The following is a 22,056-nucleotide window of genomic DNA, read 5'->3' on the forward strand; positions in this document are numbered from 1 at the left end:
GACGACGACAAGTAGAGCACACAATTCAATTGCGCACAACTTAATGACGGGCGCGAGCTACCCTGGAGTCATGACGAGCACGCCCACTGCGGACTGGCTCCGCCTCGACCAGCAGATCTGCTTCTCCCTGAACGCCGCGTCGCGCGCCTTCGGCGGCGTCTACCGCGTGGTCCTGAAGGACCTGGGGCTCACCTATCCCCAGTACCTGGTGATGCTGGTGCTGTGGGAGCAGGGCGACCTGCCCGTGAAGAAGCTCGGCGAACACCTGCGCCTCGACTCCGGCACCCTGTCGCCGCTGCTCAAACGGCTGGAGGCGGCCGGCCTCGTACGCCGTGAGCGCAGCGCCCGCGACGAGCGCTCGGTGGAGGTACGGCTGACCGAGGAGGGCGCCGCGCTGCGCGAGCAGGCCCTGCAGGTGCCGCGCCGGATCGCCGCGGCGACGGGCTTCGACGTCGACGAGATCCGCGAGCTGCGGGCACGGCTGGACCAGCTCACCTCGGCGCTGGACACGGCGGCGGTGGAGGGGGCTACCGGTTAGGGGACTGCGAGGTGCGTTCCGTGGCCAGGCGCGCCATCCGTTCGGCGGCCGGGCGGCGGACGTACAGCCGTAGCGGACCGTCGGACGGCCCCTGGGACAGCGGCCGGAACTCCTCGCCCACGACGGCGAGCTTGACGCGCTCCGTGGGGTTGCTCGGATACCAGGGGGAGTTCAGCGCGTACGGCTCGGCGACGACCCAGAGCCGGTCGACCGAGGCAAGCCTGCGACGCAGTTCGCCGGCCCCGACCTCACGGCCGTAGAGCGTCCCGGAACGCGGCCCGGACTGCCGCAGCGCGATGTCCCACGCCTGCCGGAACCCCTTCGGATACGCGAGGACCGCCCGCCGCCCGATGGACGGCACGAACAGCACCGGGTCGCCGGGGCGCAGATGCCGGGCGGCGTAGGCGGAGGTGGCGGCGAGGTTGTCGGGGCGGTGGGCCGGGGAGCGGTCCTGGCGGTGGAGGGGGAGGTGGTGGAGGAAGACGAAGGTGATGGCGAGGGTTCCGACGAGGGGGGTCAGGGGGGAGGGCCGGGATCGGACGGCGGCGGCGGAGCAGCCTTCGCCGGGGTCGGGTTCGCGGGGAGGGCGGTCAGCGTAGGGCCGCACACGGCACACAAGGTCGGCCAGCCGGTCCGCCCCGGCGGCCACGAGCAACGGCACCCCCGCGAGCGCGTACAGCACGTACCGGTCGTCGTACATGGGCCGGACCTGCGACGCGGCGATGAGGAGCCCGGGCGGCACCACCAGCAACGGCAACGCGACCCCCGCGACCCGACCCGCTCCCAGCCCCGCCACCATCAGCAGGACGCACCCGCCGAACACCACACCCGTGGGCCCGGCGGCGAACTCCCGCAGCAGCCGTTCCGCACTCCCCCACCCCGGCACCGGCAACCACCCCACCTGCCCGGCCTGCGCCCGTGACACCAGCAGCAACGGCAGCAGGGCGACCCCGGCGGCCGCCACGGCACGTCCCCACGCGGCCCACACCCGCCTCGGCGCCCGCCCCACCCCCAACGTCACCGCATGCGCGCACACCACCGGCGCGGCCAGCTCGTGCAGCAGGCAGGTGACCGTGAGGACCACGCCGTACGCCCACCACACCCTCCGCACCAGCAGCAGCGTGGCCCCGGCCGCCCCCGCGGTCACCAGCGCGTACGACCGGCCCTCCTGGGCATAGTGCCCGACCAGCGGCGTCACCGCGTACAGCAGGCCGGCCCACAACCCCACCCGCGGCCGCGCCAGCCGCACCCCGAGCGCCGCGATCAGACCCGCCGCCGCGGCCGCCGCGAGCACCGACGGCAGCCGGAGGGCGATCTCGCCGGGATGTACGGCGAGGACGGCGTGCATGAGCAGGTAGTACAGGGCGTGCACGGCGTCCACGCCCTGCACCAGCCGCAGGATCTCCGGCACCGACCGCCGCGCGACCTGGAAGGTCACTCCCTCGTCCCGCCACATGCCGTCGCGGTCGAGGCCCCACAGCCCGAGCCCGAGCATGACGACCACGGGGACGCACACGGCGAGGACCGCGGCCGCGCCGCCCTCGCGATCGCTCTTCCCCGGCTCCCGGTCCCCGATCACCACGGGAATGAGTTTGTACTATTAACTGATACTTATTGGTCATTGACGGCATATCACCGTGTATCACCACCGATATGCCACTCACCCGGCATACGATCCCGCGGTAATGAATCACAGTGAACCGGGCCCCTGCGCCGGCCGTCTTCCGGAGCGGTCCCCAAGCCCCGCTCAACGGGTGACCACCCATCAGTCCCGCGATTCCGGACCGTGCCCCTGATGCACCCTCACGCCGCCCCCGCTGCCCGCACCGCGCGCGACCCGCAGGTCGGCGTCGTCGTCATCGGCTACAACGACGCCGCGCATGTGACGACCGCCGTCCGCTCGGCGCTGGCGCAGGGCCCCGCCGTCCGCGAGGTCGTCGTCGTCGACGACTGCTCGACGGACCGCAGCGTCGAGTTGCTCACCCGTCTCGCCGCGACCGAGCCGCGCGTGAAGGTGGTCCGGCGCCGGGTCAACAGCGGTGGCTGCGGCAGTCCGCGCAACACCGGGCTCGACCGGGTGACCTCGCCCTATGTGATGTTCCTGGACAGCGACGACGTGCTTCCGCCGGGGGCGGTGGACGCGCTGCTCGCGGCGGCGACGGGGGCGTGTGCGGAGGTGGCGAGCGGCCTGTGCGTGCGGCGTGAGCTGCCCGGACGGCGCGAGGTGCCATGGCAGGCGGCCCTCTATGCCTCGCATGCCGTGTTCGAGCGCCCCGCACAGCGCCCGCGCCTGGTCCACGACACGCTCTGCGTCAACAAGCTGTACCGCACGGACTTCCTGCGCGAGCACGGCATCCGCTTTCCCGAAGGCCGCTTCCCCTACGAGGACTTCGTCTTCACCGCGCGCGTGCTCGCCGCCCGGCCGCGCATCACCCTCGTCCCCGACCGGGTGTACATCTGGCACGTGCGCCGCTCGGCCGACCGGCTGTCCATCTCCCTGGACCGCGCCGACATCGCCAACTGGCGGGCGCGCACGGAGGCGAGCCGGCTGGCCCACGACATCCTGCTGGGCGCCGGGCAGAAGGAGCTGGCGCGGGCGACACGCGCCAAGTTCCTGGACCACGAGGTGCGGATATACGCGCGCGAGTTGGGGTTGCACGACGCCCGCTACCAGCGCGCGTGGTGGGCGCACACGCGGGCGTACCTCGCGGAGTACGACGCGTCCGACTGGGCCCACAACCCCACCGCACCCGGCCGCCTCATCGGCCGCGTCGTCCTGGCATCCTCCGAGCCGCGCGACCTGCCCCGCCTCAGGGACCTGGCCTCCCGCCCCGCCCGCCTCCTCCCGCCTTACGCCCACGCCTCCGACGGCACCCCCGTCTGGTCGGCCGACCTCCCCGAACCCACCCTGGACGCCCTGCTCACCCGCCCCGTCCGCCTCCTCCCCCTCGCCGTCGACGCGGAACTGCACCCACGCGCGCGCAGCGCCCTCCTCCGGCTTCGCCTGCACGAGCTGTACGGCAGGGTGGCGCGGGCGGGGCCCGAGGCGCTGGAGGTGGACTGGCGGTGCCGGGAGACGGGGCGGGCGGCGGGGCCGCGTACGAGGCTGGCGCTCACGCCGTCGCCCTCGCCCGACGGCGTCTGGTCGGCCGAGACGACGGTCCACTGGGCCGCGTTCTCCGGAGTCCCCGGCCCGTCCGGGCCGTCCAGCGCGTCCCGCACCTGGGATCTGCGCCTGCGGGTGCGTTTCCAGGGCGGCGCGTACCGCGAGGTCACGGCGCACGCCCTCACGAGCGCCGGTCCGCTGCGCCGACGCGCGGTGGTCGGTTCTGGCCACGCCGTAGTACTCGTACAGCCGTACGTCACACACTCCGGAGCGCTTGCACTGCGCGTGGCTCCCGGTTCACGAGGAGTTCTGTCCGTGGTCCGCAGCAGACTCCGCCGCCTGCTTCACTGGCAGACGCACACTTGAGACAGACCAGCAGCGCAGACCAGTAGTGCAGACCACGGATGACCACAGGGCCCACTGACGAGGGGAACGGCCGCACATGACCTGGCTGATCACCGGCGGCGCCGGTTACATCGGAGCGCACGTCGTACGGGCGATGACCGAGGCGGGCGAACACGCCGTGGTGTACGACGACCTGTCCACCGGTATCGCAGACCGCGTGCCCGACGGCGTCCCGCTGGTCGTCGGCTCGACCCTGGACGGCGAGCGCGTCGCCCGCGCCATCGCGGCGCACCGCATCACCGGTGTCGTCCACCTCGCGGCGAAGAAGCAGGTCGGCGAGTCCGTCGACCTGCCGCTGCACTACTACCGGGAGAACGTCGAGGGCCTGCGCGTCCTGCTGCAAGCCGTGACGGCGGCGAACGTACGATCCTTCGTCTTCTCCTCCTCCGCGGCCGTGTACGGCATGCCGGACGTGGACCTGGTGACGGAGGAGACGCCATGCGCGCCGATGTCGCCGTACGGCGAGACCAAGCTGGCCGGCGAGTGGCTGGTCCGGGCCACGGGCCGCGCGACAGGCCTGTCCACGGCGTCGCTGCGCTACTTCAACGTGGCGGGCGCGGCCACCCCCGAACTCGCCGACACCGGCGTCTTCAACCTCATCCCCATGGTCTTCGAGAAGCTCACGGAGAACGCGCCCCCGCGCATCTTCGGCGACGACTACCCGACCCCCGACGGCACGTGCATCCGTGACTACATCCACGTCGTCGACCTGGCCGAGGCCCACGTCGCCGCGGCGAGAGCCCTGCAGTCCTCCCCCGGCCACTCCCTCACCCTCAACATCGGCCGCGGAGAGGGCGTTTCGGTCCGCGAGATGATCGACCTGGTCAACGCCATCACCGGCTACGACCGCCCCCCGACCGTCACGCCCCGCCGCCCCGGCGACCCGGCCCGCGTCGTCGCCTCCGCCGACCGCATCGCCACCGAACTGGACTGGAAGTCCAAGCACGATGTACAGGACATGATCGCGTCGGCTTGGGAAGGGTGGGTCCGGCTGCACCCGGGGGCGGCGCGGAGCTGATTCGGGGCGCGGGGAGGGTTCGGCGCCCCGCTGCGCACCGACCGCCTACGAGTTGTTCAGGTACGTCAGCACCGCAAGCACCCTGCGATGGCCGCTGTCACTCTGCGGCAGGCCCAGCTTGAGGAAGACGTTGCCGATGTGTTTGTGGACGGCGCGTTCCGTGACGACCAGGGCCTCGGCGATGGTCGCGTTGTCGTGGCCCTCCGCCATGAGGGCCAGGACCTCGCGCTCGCGCGGGGTGAGGGAGTCGAGCGGGGACTCGCGGCGCCGGGCCAGGAGTTCGGTGACGACCTCGGGGTCCAGGGCGGTGCCGCCGGCCGCGACCCGCTCCAGCGCGTCGAGGAACTCGTCCACCCGGCCGACCCGGTCCTTCAGCAGATAGCCGAGGCCGCTCGCGCCCCCGGCGAGCAGTTCGGCGGCGTACGACTCCTCGACGTACTGGGAGAGCACCAGGACCGGCAGCCCGGGCAACTCCTTGCGGGCGGTGAGCGCGGCGCGCAGACCCTCGTCGCGGAAGTCCGGGGGCATCCGCACGTCGAGCACGGCGGCGTCGGGGCTGTGCCGCTGCAGTGCGGGCAGGATCTCGGGGCCCGTGGTGGCGGCGGCCACGACCTCGTGCCCGGCCGACGTCAGCAGGAGGACGAGGCCCTCGCGCAGCAGGGCGTTGTCCTCGGCGATCACGACTCTCACGGCAGTTCCGCCTCTACTTCGGTCACCGCGCCCGCGGTGACACCGCCTCGCTCAGCCGGCGGTCGCTGCGCGCAGCCTACTCACAGCGCCTTGAGCGCCTCGGTCGTGGCCCGGGCCAGCGCGTCCAGGTGGCCCTTGGGCAGCTTCGGACTACGGGCCACGACCATCCGCCAGTACAACGGGCCCGAGATCAGATCGAGCGCGAGCTCGTTGTCGATGCCCGCCCGTACCTCGCCACGCTGTTCCGCCCCGGTGAGGATCTTGCTGGCGACCCCCTCCTGCCCCTGCTCCAGCGCCTTCTGCAGCGCCTCGGCGATCTCGGGGTTGCGGGCCGCCTCGGCCTGGAGGTCGGGGATGATCTGCGACACGACGGGGTGACGCAACGCGCGCGAGGTCACCTCGTACAGCATCCGCAGGTCCCCTTCCAGGGAGCCCGTGTTCGGCGTCGGCAGCCCCATGACCGCCACCGCCGACACCACGTCGAGCACCAGGTGCAGCTTGGAACGCCAGCGCCGGTACACCGCGGTCTTGCCGACGCCCGCGCGGCGCGCGATGCCCTCGATCGACATCCGCGCGTAGCCGACCGCCGCCAGTTCCTCGAAGACGGCCGCCCGGATGGCCTCCGTCACGTCCTCGCGGAGTACGGCCGCCCCGGCGGGGGTCCGGCGGCGCGGACTCGTCTGGGGCTGGTCGGCGTTCGTCGTCATGCGGACCAGCATAGGGGCGTTGCGACGAAACGGTTGCGTTCCGACGCTCATAAGACCTACGCTCACGTTGCGACGATACGGTCCCGCCCGACGTAAGAATTCGTGAAGAGAAGAGTAAGAACCCACCCGCACCCACCCCGCACCCTCCTCCCACCCGAGCGAAAGCAGCGGATGTGACCCAGGCCCTCCACACACCCGCCCCCACCGGCCCCGCCCCGCCACCACGAAGCCGACCTCGCGGCCCTCGCCGCCCGGCACGGCCTCACGGTCAGCGGGGCCCGCCCCTCCCTGCGCGAGTACGTCGGCCGGCTGTGGGCGCGCCGGCACTTCATCGGCGCCTTCTCCACCGCCAAGCTCACGGCGCAGTACAGCCAGGCGAAGCTCGGCCAGCTCTGGCAGGTGATGACGCCGTTGCTGAACGCGGCGGTGTACTACCTCATCTTCGGCAAGCTGCTGGGCACGAGCCGGGGGGTGCCGGACTACATCCCGTTCCTGGTGACGGGGGTGTTCGTGTGGACGTTCACGCAGAGCTCGATCATGGCGGGCACCCGCGCGATCTCCGGCAACCTGGGCCTCGTGCGGGCCCTGCACTTCCCGCGGGCCGCGCTGCCGATCTCCTTCGCGCTGCAGCAGCTCCAGCAGCTGCTGTTCTCGATGGCGGCCCTGGTCGTGATCCTGCTCTTCTTCGGCATCCCGGTCGCCGCCTCCTGGGCCCTGGTGGTCCCGGCGCTGGTGCTGCAGTCCGTCTTCAACACCGGCATCGCGATGATCATGGCCCGGATGGGGGCGAAGACACCGGACATCGCCCAGCTGATGCCGTTCGTGCTGCGCACCTGGATGTACGCGTCGGGCGTGATGTTCAGCATCAGCCACATGATGGCCAAGCACACCGACTGGCCGTCCTGGCTGACCGCGGCACTGCAGGCCAACCCCGCGGCCGTCTACATCGACCTGATGCGCTTCGCGCTGATCGACAGCTTCCACGCGAGCCAGCTCCCGCCGCACGTGTGGGCGATCGCGACGGGCTGGGCGCTGCTCGCCGGCGTCGGAGGCTTCATCTACTTCTGGAAGGCTGAGGAGACCTACGGCCGTGGCTGACACCGCGCAGATCGCACAAGAGCAGATCCAGCTGGTCCAACAGGGCGAGGAGGTCCAGGGGGTCCAGCAGGTCCCCACCGTCATCGCGGACGGCGTCGACATCGTTTACCGCGTCAACGGCACCGGCGCCGGCCGCGGCTCCGCCACCGCCGCGCTCAACCGCATCCTGCGCCGCAAGCAGACCGAGAAGGCGTCGGGCGTGCGCAAGGTGCACGCCGTCAAGAAGGTCTCCTTCGTGGCGTACAGGGGCGAGGCTATCGGGCTCATCGGCACCAACGGCTCCGGCAAGTCGACCCTGCTGAAGGCGGTCGCCGGACTCCTCCCGGTCGAGAACGGCCGTATCTACACCGACGGCCAGCCCTCCCTCCTCGGCGTGAACGCGGCCCTGATGAACGACCTCACCGGCGAGCGCAACGTCCACCTCGGCGGCCTCGCGATGGGCATGTCCCGCGAGCAGGTCAAGCAGCGCTACCAGGAGATCGTCGACTTCTCCGGCATCAACGAGAAGGGCGACTTCATCACCCTCCCCATGCGCACGTACTCCTCCGGCATGGCGGCCCGCCTGCGCTTCTCCATCGCCGCCGCCAAGGACCATGACGTGCTGCTGATCGACGAGGCCCTCGCCACCGGCGACCGCTCCTTCCAGAAGCGTTCCGAGGCCAGGATCCGTGAGCTGCGCAAGCACGCGGGCACCGTGTTCCTGGTCAGCCACAACAACAAGTCGATCCGGGACACGTGTGACCGCGTGCTGTGGCTGGAGCGCGGCGAGCTGCGGATGGACGGGCCGACGGACGACGTACTGAAGGAGTACGAGGCCTTCACGGGGGACAAGTCGGCCAAGCCGAGCCCGAAGCCCAAGCCGAAGCCGGCACCCGCGACGGCCGCTGCTGCGGCCGCTCTTCCCTCTTGAGGTGTCCCTCTTGAGGTGTCCCTCATGAGCCGTCCCTCGTGAGGCCCAACCAGAGGTCACCCTTTCACCCCATTAGTGTCACTATGACCTAGGTCGGTAGATCCCGGGAGTGAAGGAGTCCCCGCGATGCCCGAGCTCAGCGTCGTCGTCCACGGGCCGAACACCCAGGACCGTCTGACCGGACTCCTCGCCTCCCTGGCCGCGCACCCGCACCCCGATGCCGAGGTGATCGTGGCCGCGGTCGGGCCGTGGGCCCAGGAGACGGCCCGGACGTACGCCCCCGAGATGCTGGTGCTGCCGCTGCCGGAGGGGACGGACGACGCCGCGGCCCGCTCGGCCGGGGCGGCCCGGGCCTCCGGCCGCTGGCTGCACTTCGTGCACGCGAAGGACGGTCTGCCCCCCGGCGCCCCGCGCACGGTCGCCGAGCGTGTCGCGCAGTTGCCGGACGAGGTGGACGTCCTCCTCTTCGACCACGTCCGCTCCACCTGGGAGACCTCCGGCCTGCCCTCCTCGGACGGCCCGCGCCTGGCCCGCGCGGGCCGCGCCGCCCACCCCCTCGGCGACATCGCCCGCAGCGCGCTCCGCGTCACCCCGCTGCTCGGCAACCGCGCGCTGCGCACCTCCTTCTGGCAGGCGCACGAGGCCCGACTCACCACCCCCGACGAGCCGTACGCCGCCTACGCCGCCCTCCTCCTCGCCGACCACGTCGCCGCCCTGAACCAGGTGGCGTACGAGCACCACGAGCTGCGCCCCGAGAGCCTCCCCCCGGTCGCCCCCGAGCAGCACGACGCCCTCGTCGACCGCTACGAAGCCCTCCTCACGCTCGCCACCGGCCCCGCAGGCCGCGCGATCCCCGCAGGCCACGCACGCCGCACCACGCACGCCGTCCTGTACGACGTGATGATCCGGGACTGTCTGCGCGCCTTCGCCCGCACCCCCATGCCGGACGCCGTGGCGAGGGAGTTCTTCCACCGCGCCGCCGAAGCCGCCGTCCGGCAACGCCCGCCCGGATACCGCCGCCCCGCCGGCCCCGAGGGCATCCGCCGAGCCCTCCTGGAGGAGAACGCGTACACCGGGTACCGCGCCTTCCAGACCGCCAACCGCGCCCGCCGAGCCGCCAAGTCGGCCGTTGGAGCCCGCGCACGCCAGGTCTCCGCCGCCCTCGGCGACCACCACTACCGCAGGTCCCTGTCCCGGCCGGTCAACCCCAACCTGGCCGTCTTCGCGGCGTACTGGAACCGCGGAGTGGCCTGCAACCCGGCGGCGATCGCGGCCAAACTCACCGAACTGGCCCCGCAGATCCACCCGGTGTGGGTGGTGACGCCCGACAACGCGCCCCTCCTCCCACCCCACACCGACCACGTACTCCCCGGCACCCGCCGCTACCGCGAAGTGCTGGCCACGGCGAAGTACCTGGTCAACAACGTCAACTTCCCCAACGCGGTCGTCAAACGCCCGGACGCGATCCACCTCCAGACCCATCACGGCACCCCGCTCAAGCGCATGGGCGTGGACCAGATGGAGTTCCCGGCGGCGGCCAAGGGCCTGGACTTCCAAGCGCTGCTGTCCCGTATCGACAGGTGGGACTTCAGCGTCTCCGCGAACAGCCACTCCACCCGCATGTGGGAGCGCGCGTACCCCTCCCGCTTCGTCTCCCTCGACCACGGCTATCCGCGCAACGACGTCTACTACACCGCCACCGCGGCCGACATCCGCACGATCCGAGACCGTCTGGGCATCCCGCCGACCTACCGCGCGATCCTCTACGCCCCCACCCACCGCGACTACGAAGCAGGCTGGACGCCCCGCCTGGACCTCGCCACCCTCGCCGAGCAACTCGGCAAGGACACGGTCCTGCTGGTCCGCGGCCACTACTTCTACGACCACGCCCCGTCCCCGCTGACCGCCCTGCGCCGCACGGGCCGGGTCATCGACGTCTCCGCCTACGACCCGGTCGAGGACCTGGCCCTGGCCGCGGACGCGCTGGTCACGGACTACTCGTCCATCATGTTCGACTACGCCAACCTCGACCGCCCGATCGTCGTCTACGCCGACGACTGGGAGACCTACCGCTCCACCCGCGGCGTCTACTTCGACCTGATGGCCGAGCCGCCCGGCCAAGTGGCCCGCACCCAGCAGGAACTGACCGAGATCCTCACCACCTCGGCCTGGCACGACGAGGGCGCGACGAAGGCGCGGACCGCCTTCCGCCACCGCTTCTGCGAGTACGACGACGGACGCGCCGCCGAACGCGTCGTACGCCGGGTGTTCCTGGGCGAGAGCGAGGACGCCCTGCCGCCGGTGACCCCACTGGAGGAACGCACACCGGCACCGAGCCCGAGGGAGTCGGTATGACGCCGGACGTCACACCCCGGGACGTCACACCCGACGTCACCGTCACGGTCATCGTCTACAACGACGCGAAGCGCCTCCCCCGAGCCGTGGGATCGGTACGCCGCCAGACCCACGCCAACATCGAGATCATCATCAGCGACGACCACTCGACGGACGAAACCCCGCAGGTGGCACGGCACTTGGCGGCCCAGGACGCCCGCATCCGCCATCTCCGGCTGCCCGAGAACAGCGGCGGCTGCAGCGCCCCGCGCAACCGCGCCCTTCAGATCGCGCGAGCGCCGTACGTGATGTTCCTGGACAGCGACGACGAACTGACCGACGACGCCGTGGAGTTGCTCCTGTCCGCCCACCGTGAGCGGGAGATCGACTTCGCGATGGGCGCGGTGGTGCGGATCCGTGAGGACACCGGCCGACGTACGCAATGGATGCCGCACCTGGTCGCCGAGCGCCGCACGGTCATCGGCATCGAGTCCGAACCCCGGCTGCTCTTCGAGCACCTGTCGACGAGCAAGATGTACGCCCGTGCCTTCCTGGACCGCCACGACCTCCGCTTCCCCGAGGGCATCCACTACGAGGACCAGCTGTTCTCGGCGCAGGCGTACTGCCTGGCCAAGGAGTTCACGATCGTCCCGGAGCCGGTGTACCGCTGGCACATCGCGCCCTTCGCGGCCACCGACGCGGCATCGATCTCCAACCAGCGCGACCGACTCGCCAACGTCCGCGACCGCGTCCGCGTCCAGCGCCTCATCGACGACTTCCTCGCCGAGAGCGGGCACGCGGGGCTGCGCGACGACAAGGACTACAAGTTCCTCAAGCACGACTTCCGGATGTACGCCGGGGATTTGCCGTACCGCGACGAACCATGGCTGACCTCCTTCGCGGACCTCATGAACCCCTACCTGGAGACCCTGTCCCCCACGGCCTACGCCCGCCTGCCCCGTACGGAACGCGTGGTCCTGCAACTGGTCCGCGAACGCCGCTTCCGGGAGGCCGGGTCGGCGGCACGGGGCCTGGGCCACGCAGTAGCGCCGAGGCAGGTGACACCAGACGCGAAGGGCCACACGTACTGGGGCGAGACCATCCCTACAACCGACTGGTCCCGCCGCGAACTGGACGTCACCGACCTCGAACTGGACACGCGCCCCTTCCGAAGCGCCCAGTTCCGCCACGAGATCACCGAGCTCACCCGCGGCCCCGGCGCCTCGATCGACCTCACCATCCGCACCTACGACCCCGGCCTACGCCTCCCGGTCGGCCCCCACCGCGCCGCCCTCCTCCTCACTCCCGGCCGACACCGCCTCAAGGCCCCCTTCCGCCTCACCCCAACCCGCCCCGGCATCTACGAGGGCCACGTCCACCTCGACCTCGCCACCGCCCCGGTCCCCCACCACGGCTTCGCCGGCGTCCGCCACCCGCTGCTCCGCATCGAACACCAGGGCCAAGCCCACACAGCCGTACTCCTGGCCCCCCTGGACTTCCCCACCCTGACCACCCGCATCCCCTACCGCACCGGCACGGCACCCCACGAAGTAACCGTCGAGCCGGAGGGCCGAGGCACCGGCCGCCTCCAAATCCGCTGGCAGCCGGTGGGCGTAACGGCAAAACTCCTCCACCCCCTGGCACGCCACGCGGCCCGACCGAGGGTGAGAAGGGCGGCACGCTTGCTGAGGAGCGCGTTGCGGTAGGGCGATATCGGCATCCAGCCCCGTCCGGCGTTTGCCGACGACACCTCTCGGCGCCGGTCCACACAACTCAGCCCGTCCGGCGTTTGAGGACGAGGCCGTTCAGGCCGACAGCGGGGGTCTGGGGGCGGCAGCCCCAAGGGACGGGACGGGTAGGGGCGGCGGGGGCGAGCAAACCCGGACACCTCACCGCACCACCTCATACAACACCTGCCCACCCGGCCCCCGAGCCACCACCCGCACCCCGGAACCCACCCCACCCCCCTGATCCACAACCCACCGCACGCCATACCCCGCACAATCCCCCGCCGCACCCCCCCCGACGCCCCCACCGCGAAGTACCGCCGCACAGCCTCCCCCCGCCGCCCCTCATCCGGCAGAAAGAAGTCGGGATACCCAGGCGCCACGGTGTACGCCCCGTACGCCGGAATCTGCCGCGCAGGAATGGTCCGCGCCATCACGACGTCCCCGTACTCAACCCACGGCGTGACCCAGTGATACCCCACCCAAGGCACCCGGTACTTCGCCGCGACCACCCCCGGCAACACCTCCCGCGGAACGACGTACCCGACGGTCCCGACCTGCGTCCAAACCCCCCACAACCAACGCCCCGCCAAGCACTCCCACCGCCACCCCACCCACCACGACGACCCCGCCGCTCCCACACCTCCACCGCCCCCACCCCCGCAGCGATCTGCGCAGGAATCACCACCGCCGGCACAGCCCGCCCCCACGAGTAGTGCCCACTCACCCCACCCCCCCCACGACCACCACCCCCAGCGCGAAGAACAGCACCAGCGGATCCCACCGATCCCGCCACCACCCGCACCCCGAGCGCCACCACCCCCACCGACACCAGCCAGTACCGCCCCACCAATCCCGGTACAGCCCCCTATGCACCGCCTCCAGATCGCCTCCCCGCCCCGAACAACGCGAAGAAGTCGTAGTACGGCCACACCCACAGAACCCCCACCCCCCCACCAGCACGCCCACCCCCAGCCGCACCCACACCCCACCCCTCACCCGCGCGGCGACCACAGTGGCCAACGCCCCCAGCGAGGCCACCACCCCCGAGAACTGATGGCACAGCAGAATCACCGCCCACAGCACACCGAGCCCGACCCACACCCCCCACCCCCGCGCCCAGCCCGCCCCCGCCGCCGACCCGCCCCGCACCGCCCCCGCCAGCCAAGCCCAGAGGTGAAACGCCAGGCCCAACGCGAACACGCTCGGATACGACACCGTCAACGCCAGCGAGTTCAGCCCGAGAAAGCCGCTCCAGGTGAACAGCGACGTCCCCCACAGGAACACCAGACACAGCAGGGACAGCGCCGGCGCGGCCGGATGCGGGCTCAGCGTCCGCACGTACCGCCACACCCCGCTGATGAACAACCCGAGCCCGACCACCGCACCGATCCGCAGCACGACGAAGACGGAGAACCCCGTCACCCGGGCGACACACCCGAGCACGAGCATCCAGGGCGAGTAGTACGGACTCGGCGTGTCCGCGTCGACGAGCGGATTGCCGGGGTCGACCAGGTCGTGCCGCAGACGTTGCACGGTCGCCGCGTGCATACCGAGGTCGCCGGCCCACGGAAGCCGGACGACGACCGCCACGAGCAGCACGACAACCAGCACGGCGCCGACCTGCGCAACGACCGAAGGTCTCCGCAGCGCACCCCGCATCGTGCTCACGCCAGCACTGTAATTCCCGTTATGCCCCAAATGCGCGAGCGCCCCGGACTGTCATAGTCCGGGGCGCCCTGGCTCACGTATGAGCCACGTACGACCTACGTGCGATCAACGAACCCGCACGGCTACGAGTGCTGCCGCAGCAACGTCCGCATCGTCCGCATGGCCACCGACAGGTTGGCCAGATCGAACGCCTCCGACCCCTGGATCTCCTCCAGCGTCGTACGCGCCCGTCCCAGAATCGCCGTGTTCTTCTGCTCCCACGACTCGAAGCGCTGCTCGGGCGTCGCGGTGCCGTTGCCGGCCGCCAGGATGTCCGAGGTCAGGGCCGCGTGGGCGGCGTAGAGGTCCTCGCGGATGGAGGCGCGGGCCATGGACTGCCAGCGGTCCGCGCGGGGCAGCTCGATGATGCGGTCCATGAGCTGGGTGATGCGGAGCCGGTCGGCGAGGTCGTAGTACACCTCGGCGACGTCCATCGGGTCCTTGCCGAGGCGGTCGGCCACCGAGACGATGTCCAGCGTCGGGAAGGCCGAGGAGAACCCGGACACCCGCGTGGCCAGTTCGGCCGGGACGCCGACACCGGTCAGCTCGTCGTAGATCTGCTGGTACCACTCCAGGTCCGCGCCCTTGAGCAGCTTCGGCAGCTGCGACCACACCTGCTCGACACGGTCACTGAAGAAGTCGATGGTGTCGGCGAGCTCCAGCGGCTGCGGCCGGTTGTTGAGCAGCCAGCGCGTACCGCGCTCGACGAGGCGGCGCGAGTGCAGCCGGATCCGGGTCTGGACGGCGGCCTCGACCTTGTTGTCGAGCGCCTCGACCGCGTCCCACACGGTCGACGAGCGGAAGATCGCGCGGGCCACGGTCTGCGCCCGGACGATCTCCTCCAAGGAGGCCCCGGTCTCCTCGCGCAGCCGGTGCAGGTACGTCGTACCGCCCGTGTTGACCGTGTCGTTGACCAGCACGGTCGTGGTGATCTCGCGGCGCAGCGGGTGGCTGACGAGGTTGGCCGGGAACTGCTCGCGCAGCGCGGTCGGGAAGTACGCGTGCAGCAGCGTGCTCAGGTACGGGTCGTCCGGCAGCGTGGTGTGCAGCAGCTCCTCGGCGACCGTGATCTTCGTGTACGCCATCAGGACGGCTGTCTCCGGGCCGGTGAGGCCGTGGCCGCTGCCGAGGCGTTCGCGAATCTGGCGGTCGGTGGGCAGGAACTCCAGCGCCCGGTCCAGGTGCCCCTCCCTGACCAGGTGCTTCATGAAGCGCTGCTGGGCGTGGAGCATGGCGCTGGACTGCTCGAGGGCGTTGGCGATCGCCGTGTTCTGCGCGTAGTTGTTGCGCAGGACCAGACGGCCGACCTCGTCGGTCATCTCGGCGAGCAGCTTGTTGCGCTGCTTGACGGTCATGTCGCCGTCGCTGACCAGGCTGTTGAGCAGGATCTTGATGTTCACCTCGTGGTCGGAGGTGTCCACGCCCGCGCTGTTGTCGATGGCGTCGGTGTTGATCCGGCCGCCGTGCCGCGCGAACTCGATCCGGCCGAGCTGGGTCAGACCGAGGTTGCCGCCCTCGCCGACGACCTTGACACGCAGGTCGGCGCCGTCGACGCGGATGGCGTCGTTGGCCTTGTCGCCGACGTCCGCGTGGGACTCGGTCGAGGCCTTGACGTACGTACCGATGCCGCCGTTCCACAGCAGGTCCACCGGCGACTGGAGGATCGCCTTCATCAGGTCGGCCGGGGTCATCTTGGAGACCTTGCCCTCGATGCCCAGGGCCTCGCGGATGTGCGCGTTGACCGGGACGGCCTTGGCGCTGCGCGGGAAGACACCGCCACCGGCCGAGATCAGCTCGGTGTTGTAGTCCTCCCAGCTGGAGCGCGGCAGCTCGAAGACCCGGCGGCGCTCGGCGTAGGAGGTGGCCGCGTCCGGGTTCGGGTCGATGAAGATGTGCCGGTGGTCGAAGGCGGCGACCAGGCGGATGTGTTCGCTGAGCAGCATGCCGTTGCCGAACACGTCACCGGACATGTCGCCGATGCCGACGACCGTGAAGTCCTCGGTCTGCGTGTCCACGCCCAGCTCGCGGAAGTGCCGCTTGACGGACTCCCAGGCGCCGCGGGCGGTGATGCCCATGCCCTTGTGGTCGTAGCCGGCCGAGCCGCCGGAGGCGAAGGCGTCGCCGAGCCAGAAGTTGTACTGCTCGGCGACCCCGTTGGCGATGTCGGAGAAGGTCGCGGTGCCCTTGTCGGCGGCGACGACGAGGTAGGTGTCGTCCTCGTCGTGGCGGACGACGTCCGCCGGGGGCACGACCTCGCCGGCGACCATGTTGTCGGTGATGTCGAGCAGAGCCGAGATGAAGGTCTTGTAGCTCGCGACCCCTTCCGCCAGCCACGCGTCCCGGTCCACGCTCGGGTCGGGCAGCTGCTTGGCGACGAAGCCGCCCTTGGCGCCGACCGGCACGATGACGGTGTTCTTCACCATCTGCGCCTTGACCAGGCCGAGGATCTCGGTGCGGAAGTCCTCACGCCGGTCGGACCAGCGCAGGCCACCGCGCGCGACCTTGCCGAAGCGCAGGTGCACGCCCTCGACACGCGGCGAGTAGACCCAGATCTCGTACGCCGGTCGCGGTGCCGGCAGGTCGGGGATGGCCTGCGGGTCGAACTTCATGGAGACGTAGTCGTGCAGCTTGCCGCCCGCCGCCTCCTGGAAGAAGTTCGTCCGCAGCGTCGCCTTGATGACGGTGAGGAAGGACCGCAGGATCCGGTCCTCGTCGAGGCTCGCCACCTGGTCGAGCGCCGCGTCGACCTCTTCGAGCAGCGCGTCCACGATCTCGCGGCCCGCGCGCTGGCGGTCCGGCGACATCCGCGCCTCGAACAGGGAGACGAGCAGCCGGGTGGTGTGGACGTTGTTGCGGAGGGTGTCCTCCATGTAGTCCTGCGAGAAGGTGGAGCCCGCCTGTCGCAGGTACTTGGCGTACGCCCGCAGCACCATCGCCTGCCGCCAGGTCAGCCCGGCGCTCAGGACGAGGGCGTTGAAGCCGTCGTTCTCCGCCTTGCCGGTCCAGGTGGCGGCGAAGGCCTCCGAGAACCGCTCGCGCGCGTCGTCGCCGAGGTAGTCACCGGCACCTCCGCCCGCCGACTTGGGCAGGCGCAGACCGAAGTCGTAGATCCAGGCGACGCTGCGGTCGGAGCAGCGCAGTTCGTACGGCCGCTCGTCCACGACCTCGACGCCGAGCCGGCTGAGGACGGGCAGGACGGCGGACAGGGAGACGGCCGGGCCCTTGCGGTAGATCTTGAACCGGCGCTCCTCGGGGGACGCGCCGACCGGCTCGTACAGGCTCAGCGAGAAGTTGTTCTCCTCGGTGAGCTGTTCGATGTGGACCAGGTCCGAAACCGCGGAGCGCGGGCTGTGGTCGGCCTTGTAGCCCTCGGGGAAGGCGTTGGAGTAGCGACGCAGCAGCTCGGCGGCGTGCTCCTCACCGAGTTCGGCGTTGAGCGCGTCGGTGAAGCCGTCGGCCCAGGAGCGCGCGGCCTCGACGAGGCGCGCCTCGATGCGCTCCTTGTCGCTGTCGCTGAGCTCCGGCAGTTCGGTGCCCTGCGGCACCCGCACCACGAAGTGCAGCCGGGAGAGGATCGACTCGGTGTTCCAGGCGGTGAAGTCGACGCTGGTGCCGCCGAGCTCCTCCTTCAGGATGTCGATGATCCGCAGGCGTACGCCGGTGGTGTAGCGGTCGCGGGGGAGGTAGACGAGGGCCGAGTAGTAGCGGCCGTACTCGTCCTGCCGCAGGTACAGCCGCAGCCGGCGCCGCTCCTGCAGGTAGAGCACGGAGGTGGCGATGCGCTGGAGTTCGGGGACCGGGGTCTGGAAGAGCTCGTCGCGCGGGTACGTCTCCAGGATCTGCAGCAGGTCGCGCCCGTCGTGGCTGTTGGGCGAGAACCCGGCGACCCGCAGCACGTCGTCGACCTTGCGCCGGACGACGGGCACGCGGCGGACGGACTCGGTGTAGGCGGCGGAGGAGAACAGGCCCAGGAAGCGGCGCTCACCGACGACCTCGCCGTTCTCGTCGAACTTCTTCACGCCGACGTAGTCGAGGTACGACGGCCGGTGCACGGTCGCCCGGCTGTTGGCCTTCGTGAGGATGAGGAGCTTGTGCTCGCGGGCCTTTGCGCGGGCGTCGGCGGGCAGCCGCTCGAAGGAGGGGCTGACGGGGTGGCTTTCGGTCTCGGAGTGCTGCGGGTCGGCGCGCAGGATGCCGAGGCCGGTGCCCGGCACGGCGGCGAGCGAGTCGTCATCGCGCAGCTCGTACTCGCGGTAGCCGAGGAAGGTGAAGTGGTCGTCGGCCAGCCAGCGCAGCAGCTCGCGGGCCTCCTCGAACTCCTGCTCACGCAGATCGGAGTGGGGCTCCTGCGGCAGCTCGTCGGCCATACGCAGGGCCAGGTCCCGCATCTTGCTCCAGTCCTCGACGGCCTCACGGACGTCGGACAGGACGCGCAGCAGGTCGGCGGTGATCTGCTTCAGGTCGCCGCGGTCGGTCTCGCGGTCGATCTCGACGTGGATCCAGGACTCGGTGTGCGTGTCGTGCGGCACCTCGCCGGTGGGCGGCGCGGTGAGCACCTCGATGAGCTTGCCGGTGACATCGCGGCGGACGAAGACCTGGGGGTGGATGACCACATGGATCCCCCGGCCCTGCCGAGTGAGCTCGTTGGTCACCGAATCGACCAGGAAGGGCATGTCGTCGGTGACGACTTCGACGACGGAGTGGCTGCAGGTCCACCCGTTCTCTTCCACGGTGGGCGTGTGGACCCGCACGTTGGCCGTGCCCTGGGGGCGGTTCTCGGCCAGCCGGTAGTGCGAGAGAGCGGCTCCGAAGATGTCGACCGGGTCGCGGTCGGTGAGGTCCTCCGGGGCGGTGTGCAGGTAGTAGCGCTGGAGGAACGCGAGCACGGTGTCGTGGTCCGGGGTGCCGGGGCTGCTCTCGTCCGTCGTCCCAGTCGGTAGGTGCCCCCCGACCGGGCTGTTCTCAGCTACCCGAGCGGCCCTCTCGAGCAGCTCGGCCTTGGCTTCGTCCAGCTTGGTCTGCATTGTCCTCTGGCTCCTGTCGCGCGCCGTTGCGTGACGTAGAAGGAAGTACGGTCTCTTCCCCTCCGGTATAACGCCGCGACGCGGGGTGTCCGGTCTGCTTCGACGCTATGCCGCGAGGTGAGATGAGCGGGGGTATATGAGCCAATCTTGAGCTGCCCAAGGGGTGTGACGCTGCTCTCTGCGACGTCCGGGCCCGGGGTGTGCATGACGTCCCGGGAGCCCTTACGCCCCCCTCCCGCCCGCGAAGACCAGCGACCGCCACCCGGTCACGGATGTGGTCCGTGCTCTCCGGGCGCAGGGCAGGGGCAACACTGCCCCCGCGAGCTATCGCGCTGATCACGCCACTAAGGCTATCGCTCCTTACAGGGGGGCCGTCATGAGCCGTATGTGTACAAAACCAGGGGTGGAACTTTGACGTTCTGCACAGGGGCAAACGGGGCGGTGAGGGCGTAACTGGCGGGGTCGGGTATACAGGGGCAGCCTGGGGTGAGGGACTGTGACGACGACCGGGGCCGGGTTCCGAGAACGGAAGCAGGCCATCCGGAGGCGACGGGTGTCCGAAAACAGCCGCCGACAATGGCGCCCCGTGCGGCTTGGCTGTCCGCGACCCACCGAGCAGGCGGGCAGTCGCGCCGCCGGGGCGGCCCGGCCGGACGCGGCGGCCCGTCCCGCCGTGGCGGCACCTCACACCGCCGGGCAGCGCACGCCCCCTTGGCAAGCGCCCCACTCCGAGGCACGTTGCCCCTAAGGCCCGACGGACGCAGCCCCCGGCCCAAAAGAGGAGCGCACCCGACATGACAGCGAAAATCCTCATCGTCACCGGCGACGCCGCAGAGTCACTGGAGGTCCTCTACCCCTACCAGCGCCTCCGCGAAGAGGGCTACGACGTCCACATCGCCGCCCCCGCCCGCAAGAAGCTCCAGTTCGTCGTCCACGACTTCGAACCCGGCTTCGACACCTACACCGAGAAACCCGGCTACACCTGGCCCGCCGACCTCGCCTTCTCCGAGGTCGACCCCGGCGACTACGCCGCCGTCGTCATCCCCGGCGGCCGGGCCCCCGAGTACCTCCGCAACGACCCCGAGCTCCGCAAGATCCTGAAGTCGTTCTTCGATGCCGACAAGCCGGTCGCCCAGATCTGCCACGGCCCCTTGCTCACCGCCGCGATCGACAGCCTCCACGGCCGCCGCGTCACGGCGTACCCCGCCCTGGAACTGGACATGCAGGCGGCCGGCGCCACCTTCCAGGACGCGGAGGCCGTGGTCGACGGCACCCTGGTCTCCTCCCGCGCCTGGCCGGACCACTCCAGCTGGATGCGCGAGTTCCTGACGGTGCTGCGAGCGAAGGCACCGGTGACCTGACCGACGCCCAGGTCCCCATGCGGGTCCGGCGAGCACAGGCGCGGCGTTCCACCGGGGCGCCGCGCCCGTGATGGGCGCCGACGCTCACGCGGCCAGCCGCTCCGCCTCCGCGACCGCCTCGACCAGTGTGTCCACGACCGGCACCCCGACCCCCTCGAGGCTCGCCCGGCTGTGCGACCCCCCGGTGTAGAGCACGGCCTGAGCGCCCACATGGAGCGCCGCCACCGCGTCGTCCGCGGCGTCCCCGATCACGACCGTGCGAGCGGGATCGACGCTCGCGAGCGCCTTGATGTGCCGCACCATGTGCTCGGCCTTGCTGCCCCCGGACGGCCCGGTCCGCCCGTCGACGCGTATGAAGTGCTGCTCGATCCCGAACCCTTGCACCAGCGGGAGGAGTTCGTCATGCACGTACATGCTCAGGATCGACTGGCTGCGCCCGGCGGACCCCCACTCCACCAGCAGCTCCGCCACGCCCGTGGTGAGCCCGCACGTCACCCGGTGCTCGGCGTAGTACCGGTGGAAGGTCTCGTCCATGACCTCCCACTCGGCCTCGGTCGGCAGCCGGCCGAGCAGCCGCTCGTAGAACTTCGGCACCGGGACGCAGTACAGCGCCCGGTACTGCTCCATCGTGATCGGCTCGAGCCCCAGCTCGCCGAACGCCGCGTTCGTCGCCCCGATGATCGCGTCATTGTCGTGGAACAGCGTCCCGTTCCAGTCCCAGACGATGTGCGCCCCTTCTCGCTTCCCCATGCCAAAAACCGTACCCGCCCTCACTGACAATCAAGAGAACGGCGGGTCAAACAGCAGGTCAACGAGGGCAGCGCCGGGTCAGTCGACCAGGCCCACCAGGTTCGGGATCTCCTGGGTGGCGAACCACAGCAGCTCATGGTCCTCGGCTCCGTCCACGACGAACTGCGCGTCGTCGTCCCCGCCGTCCGCCGCCGCCAGCGCCTCCGCGGCCGCCGCCACGTCCGTCTCCGCATCGTCCGAGTCGACGTGCACGGCGGCCGCCTTGGCCAACGCCACGCTCCCGGCGATTCGCACCTCGCCCAGCGACGCCGGGTCCAGCCCCCGGTCCGGGTCGGCGACGGCCGCCCCGTCGGGCACGTCGACGGCGACCACCACCCGGCGCCGAGCCGCCCCGCTGTCCGCCGCCAGCAGCCGCAGCGAGGCCAGCGCGGCCCGGTTGAGCGCGGCGTACTCCAGCTCCTCGATGTCGTCGGAGAGGTACCACTCGCGCAGCGCGGGCGTGACGGCGTACGCGACGAGCGACTCGGCCTCCAGCTCGCCCGCCTTGTGCGCCTCGGCGAGACCGGGGAGGGTCAAGGGGACGTAGACGCGCATTACTGACCGCTTTCTTCGAACTCGTAGCACTCGTAAGGCTCTGCAAGGGCCCGGAGAGGGGCGATCCCCGCACCTCCGGAGGGC

Annotated in this window: 14 protein-coding genes and 1 pseudogene; 8 read left to right on the forward strand and 7 right to left on the reverse strand. The window is 70.8% G+C overall.

Annotated elements, in window-relative coordinates; genetic code table 11:
- The first annotated feature begins 70 nt into the window (after nt 1-70).
- Complete coding sequence (locus tag AB5J55_RS16620; RefSeq protein ID WP_369271431.1) at nt 71-538, forward strand: MarR family winged helix-turn-helix transcriptional regulator; 468 nt, start codon at nt 71-73, stop codon at nt 536-538.
- Here AB5J55_RS16620 and AB5J55_RS16625 read toward each other — a convergent pair.
- A complete protein-coding gene (locus tag AB5J55_RS16625) occupies nt 528-2,120 on the reverse strand; it encodes a hypothetical protein (RefSeq protein ID WP_369271432.1) in 1,593 nt (530 codons plus the stop codon). The two genes, AB5J55_RS16620 and AB5J55_RS16625, sit on opposite strands and share 11 nt — an antisense overlap.
- 213 nt (nt 2,121-2,333) lie before the next feature.
- On the opposite strand from AB5J55_RS16625, the gene AB5J55_RS16630 reads away from it, so the two are divergent.
- Entirely contained in the window at nt 2,334-4,010 is a 1,677-nt protein-coding gene (locus AB5J55_RS16630) for a glycosyltransferase family 2 protein (protein ID WP_369271433.1), read from the forward strand.
- 76 nt (nt 4,011-4,086) lie between these two features.
- Nucleotides 4,087-5,067, forward strand: coding sequence for a UDP-glucose 4-epimerase GalE (gene galE / locus AB5J55_RS16635; protein ID WP_369271434.1), 981 nt, complete (start codon nt 4,087-4,089; stop codon nt 5,065-5,067).
- A 45-nt stretch (nt 5,068-5,112) separates the two neighbouring features.
- Here the strand turns inward: galE and AB5J55_RS16640 are convergent, their stop codons facing one another.
- Nucleotides 5,113-5,757 (reverse strand): response regulator, encoded by a 645-nt coding sequence (locus tag AB5J55_RS16640; RefSeq protein ID WP_369271435.1) that lies wholly within the window; start codon nt 5,755-5,757, stop codon nt 5,113-5,115.
- Between the two features lie 80 nt (nt 5,758-5,837).
- Complete coding sequence (locus AB5J55_RS16645; protein WP_369271436.1) at nt 5,838-6,476, reverse strand: TetR/AcrR family transcriptional regulator; 639 nt, start codon at nt 6,474-6,476, stop codon at nt 5,838-5,840.
- Between the two features lie 161 nt (nt 6,477-6,637).
- On the opposite strand from AB5J55_RS16645, the pseudogene AB5J55_RS16650 reads away from it, so the two are divergent.
- From AB5J55_RS16650 to AB5J55_RS16665, 4 genes and pseudogenes are all read left to right on the forward strand, one after another.
- A pseudogene (locus AB5J55_RS16650) lies at nt 6,638-7,562 on the forward strand (ABC transporter permease).
- 31 nt (nt 7,563-7,593) lie between these two features.
- Nucleotides 7,594-8,472: an ABC transporter ATP-binding protein gene (locus tag AB5J55_RS16655; protein WP_369276205.1), complete on the forward strand. Its 879-nt coding sequence runs from the start codon at nt 7,594-7,596 to the stop codon at nt 8,470-8,472.
- A gap of 126 nt (nt 8,473-8,598) precedes the next feature.
- Nucleotides 8,599-10,827, forward strand: coding sequence for a CDP-glycerol glycerophosphotransferase family protein (locus tag AB5J55_RS16660; RefSeq protein ID WP_369271437.1), 2,229 nt, complete (start codon nt 8,599-8,601; stop codon nt 10,825-10,827).
- Nucleotides 10,824-12,512, forward strand: a complete 1,689-nt coding sequence (locus AB5J55_RS16665) for a glycosyltransferase family 2 protein (RefSeq protein WP_369271438.1) — start codon at nt 10,824-10,826, stop codon at nt 12,510-12,512. The genes AB5J55_RS16660 and AB5J55_RS16665 overlap by 4 nt, the downstream gene beginning before the upstream one ends.
- 744 nt (nt 12,513-13,256) lie before the next feature.
- Here AB5J55_RS16665 and AB5J55_RS16670 read toward each other — a convergent pair.
- Together AB5J55_RS16670 and AB5J55_RS16675 are read right to left on the reverse strand one after the other, a co-directional pair.
- Nucleotides 13,257-14,204, reverse strand: a complete 948-nt coding sequence (locus AB5J55_RS16670) for a hypothetical protein (protein ID WP_369271439.1) — start codon at nt 14,202-14,204, stop codon at nt 13,257-13,259.
- Between the two features lie 122 nt (nt 14,205-14,326).
- Nucleotides 14,327-19,267: an NAD-glutamate dehydrogenase gene (locus AB5J55_RS16675; RefSeq protein ID WP_369271440.1), complete on the reverse strand. Its 4,941-nt coding sequence runs from the start codon at nt 19,265-19,267 to the stop codon at nt 14,327-14,329.
- Nucleotides 19,268-20,061: 794 nt separating this feature from the next.
- Here AB5J55_RS16675 and AB5J55_RS16680 point away from each other — a divergent pair.
- Nucleotides 20,062-20,628: a DJ-1/PfpI family protein gene (locus tag AB5J55_RS16680; RefSeq protein WP_369271441.1), complete on the forward strand. Its 567-nt coding sequence runs from the start codon at nt 20,062-20,064 to the stop codon at nt 20,626-20,628.
- An 84-nt stretch (nt 20,629-20,712) separates the two neighbouring features.
- Here AB5J55_RS16680 and AB5J55_RS16685 read toward each other — a convergent pair whose 3' ends face one another.
- A complete protein-coding gene (locus tag AB5J55_RS16685) occupies nt 20,713-21,378 on the reverse strand; it encodes an HAD family hydrolase (RefSeq protein WP_369271442.1) in 666 nt (221 codons plus the stop codon).
- 78 nt (nt 21,379-21,456) lie between these two features.
- Nucleotides 21,457-21,972: a hypothetical protein gene (locus tag AB5J55_RS16690; protein ID WP_369271443.1), complete on the reverse strand. Its 516-nt coding sequence runs from the start codon at nt 21,970-21,972 to the stop codon at nt 21,457-21,459.
- Between the last annotated feature and the right edge of the window lie 84 nt (nt 21,973-22,056).

It is taken from the genome of Streptomyces sp. R11, from assembly GCF_041051905.1.
Classification (GTDB): Bacteria; Actinomycetota; Actinomycetes; order Streptomycetales; family Streptomycetaceae; genus Streptomyces.

Bases quoted from the DNA above. Each gene is read 5' to 3' on its own strand.
- AB5J55_RS16620 (WP_369271431.1), top strand. From the start codon at position 71: ATGACGAGCACGCCCACTGCGGACTGGCTCCGCCTCGACCAGCAGATC.
- AB5J55_RS16630 (WP_369271433.1), top strand. From the start codon at position 2,334: ATGCACCCTCACGCCGCCCCCGCTGCCCGCACCGCGCGCGACCCGCAG.
- galE (WP_369271434.1), top strand. From the start codon at position 4,087: ATGACCTGGCTGATCACCGGCGGCGCCGGTTACATCGGAGCGCACGTC.
- AB5J55_RS16645 (WP_369271436.1), bottom strand. From the start codon at position 6,476: ATGCTGGTCCGCATGACGACGAACGCCGACCAGCCCCAGACGAGTCCG.
- AB5J55_RS16660 (WP_369271437.1), top strand. From the start codon at position 8,599: ATGCCCGAGCTCAGCGTCGTCGTCCACGGGCCGAACACCCAGGACCGT.
- AB5J55_RS16665 (WP_369271438.1), top strand. From the start codon at position 10,824: ATGACGCCGGACGTCACACCCCGGGACGTCACACCCGACGTCACCGTC.
- AB5J55_RS16675 (WP_369271440.1), bottom strand. From the start codon at position 19,267: ATGCAGACCAAGCTGGACGAAGCCAAGGCCGAGCTGCTCGAGAGGGCC.
- AB5J55_RS16680 (WP_369271441.1), top strand. From the start codon at position 20,062: ATGACAGCGAAAATCCTCATCGTCACCGGCGACGCCGCAGAGTCACTG.
- AB5J55_RS16685 (WP_369271442.1), bottom strand. From the start codon at position 21,378: ATGGGGAAGCGAGAAGGGGCGCACATCGTCTGGGACTGGAACGGGACG.
- AB5J55_RS16690 (WP_369271443.1), bottom strand. From the start codon at position 21,972: ATGCGCGTCTACGTCCCCTTGACCCTCCCCGGTCTCGCCGAGGCGCAC.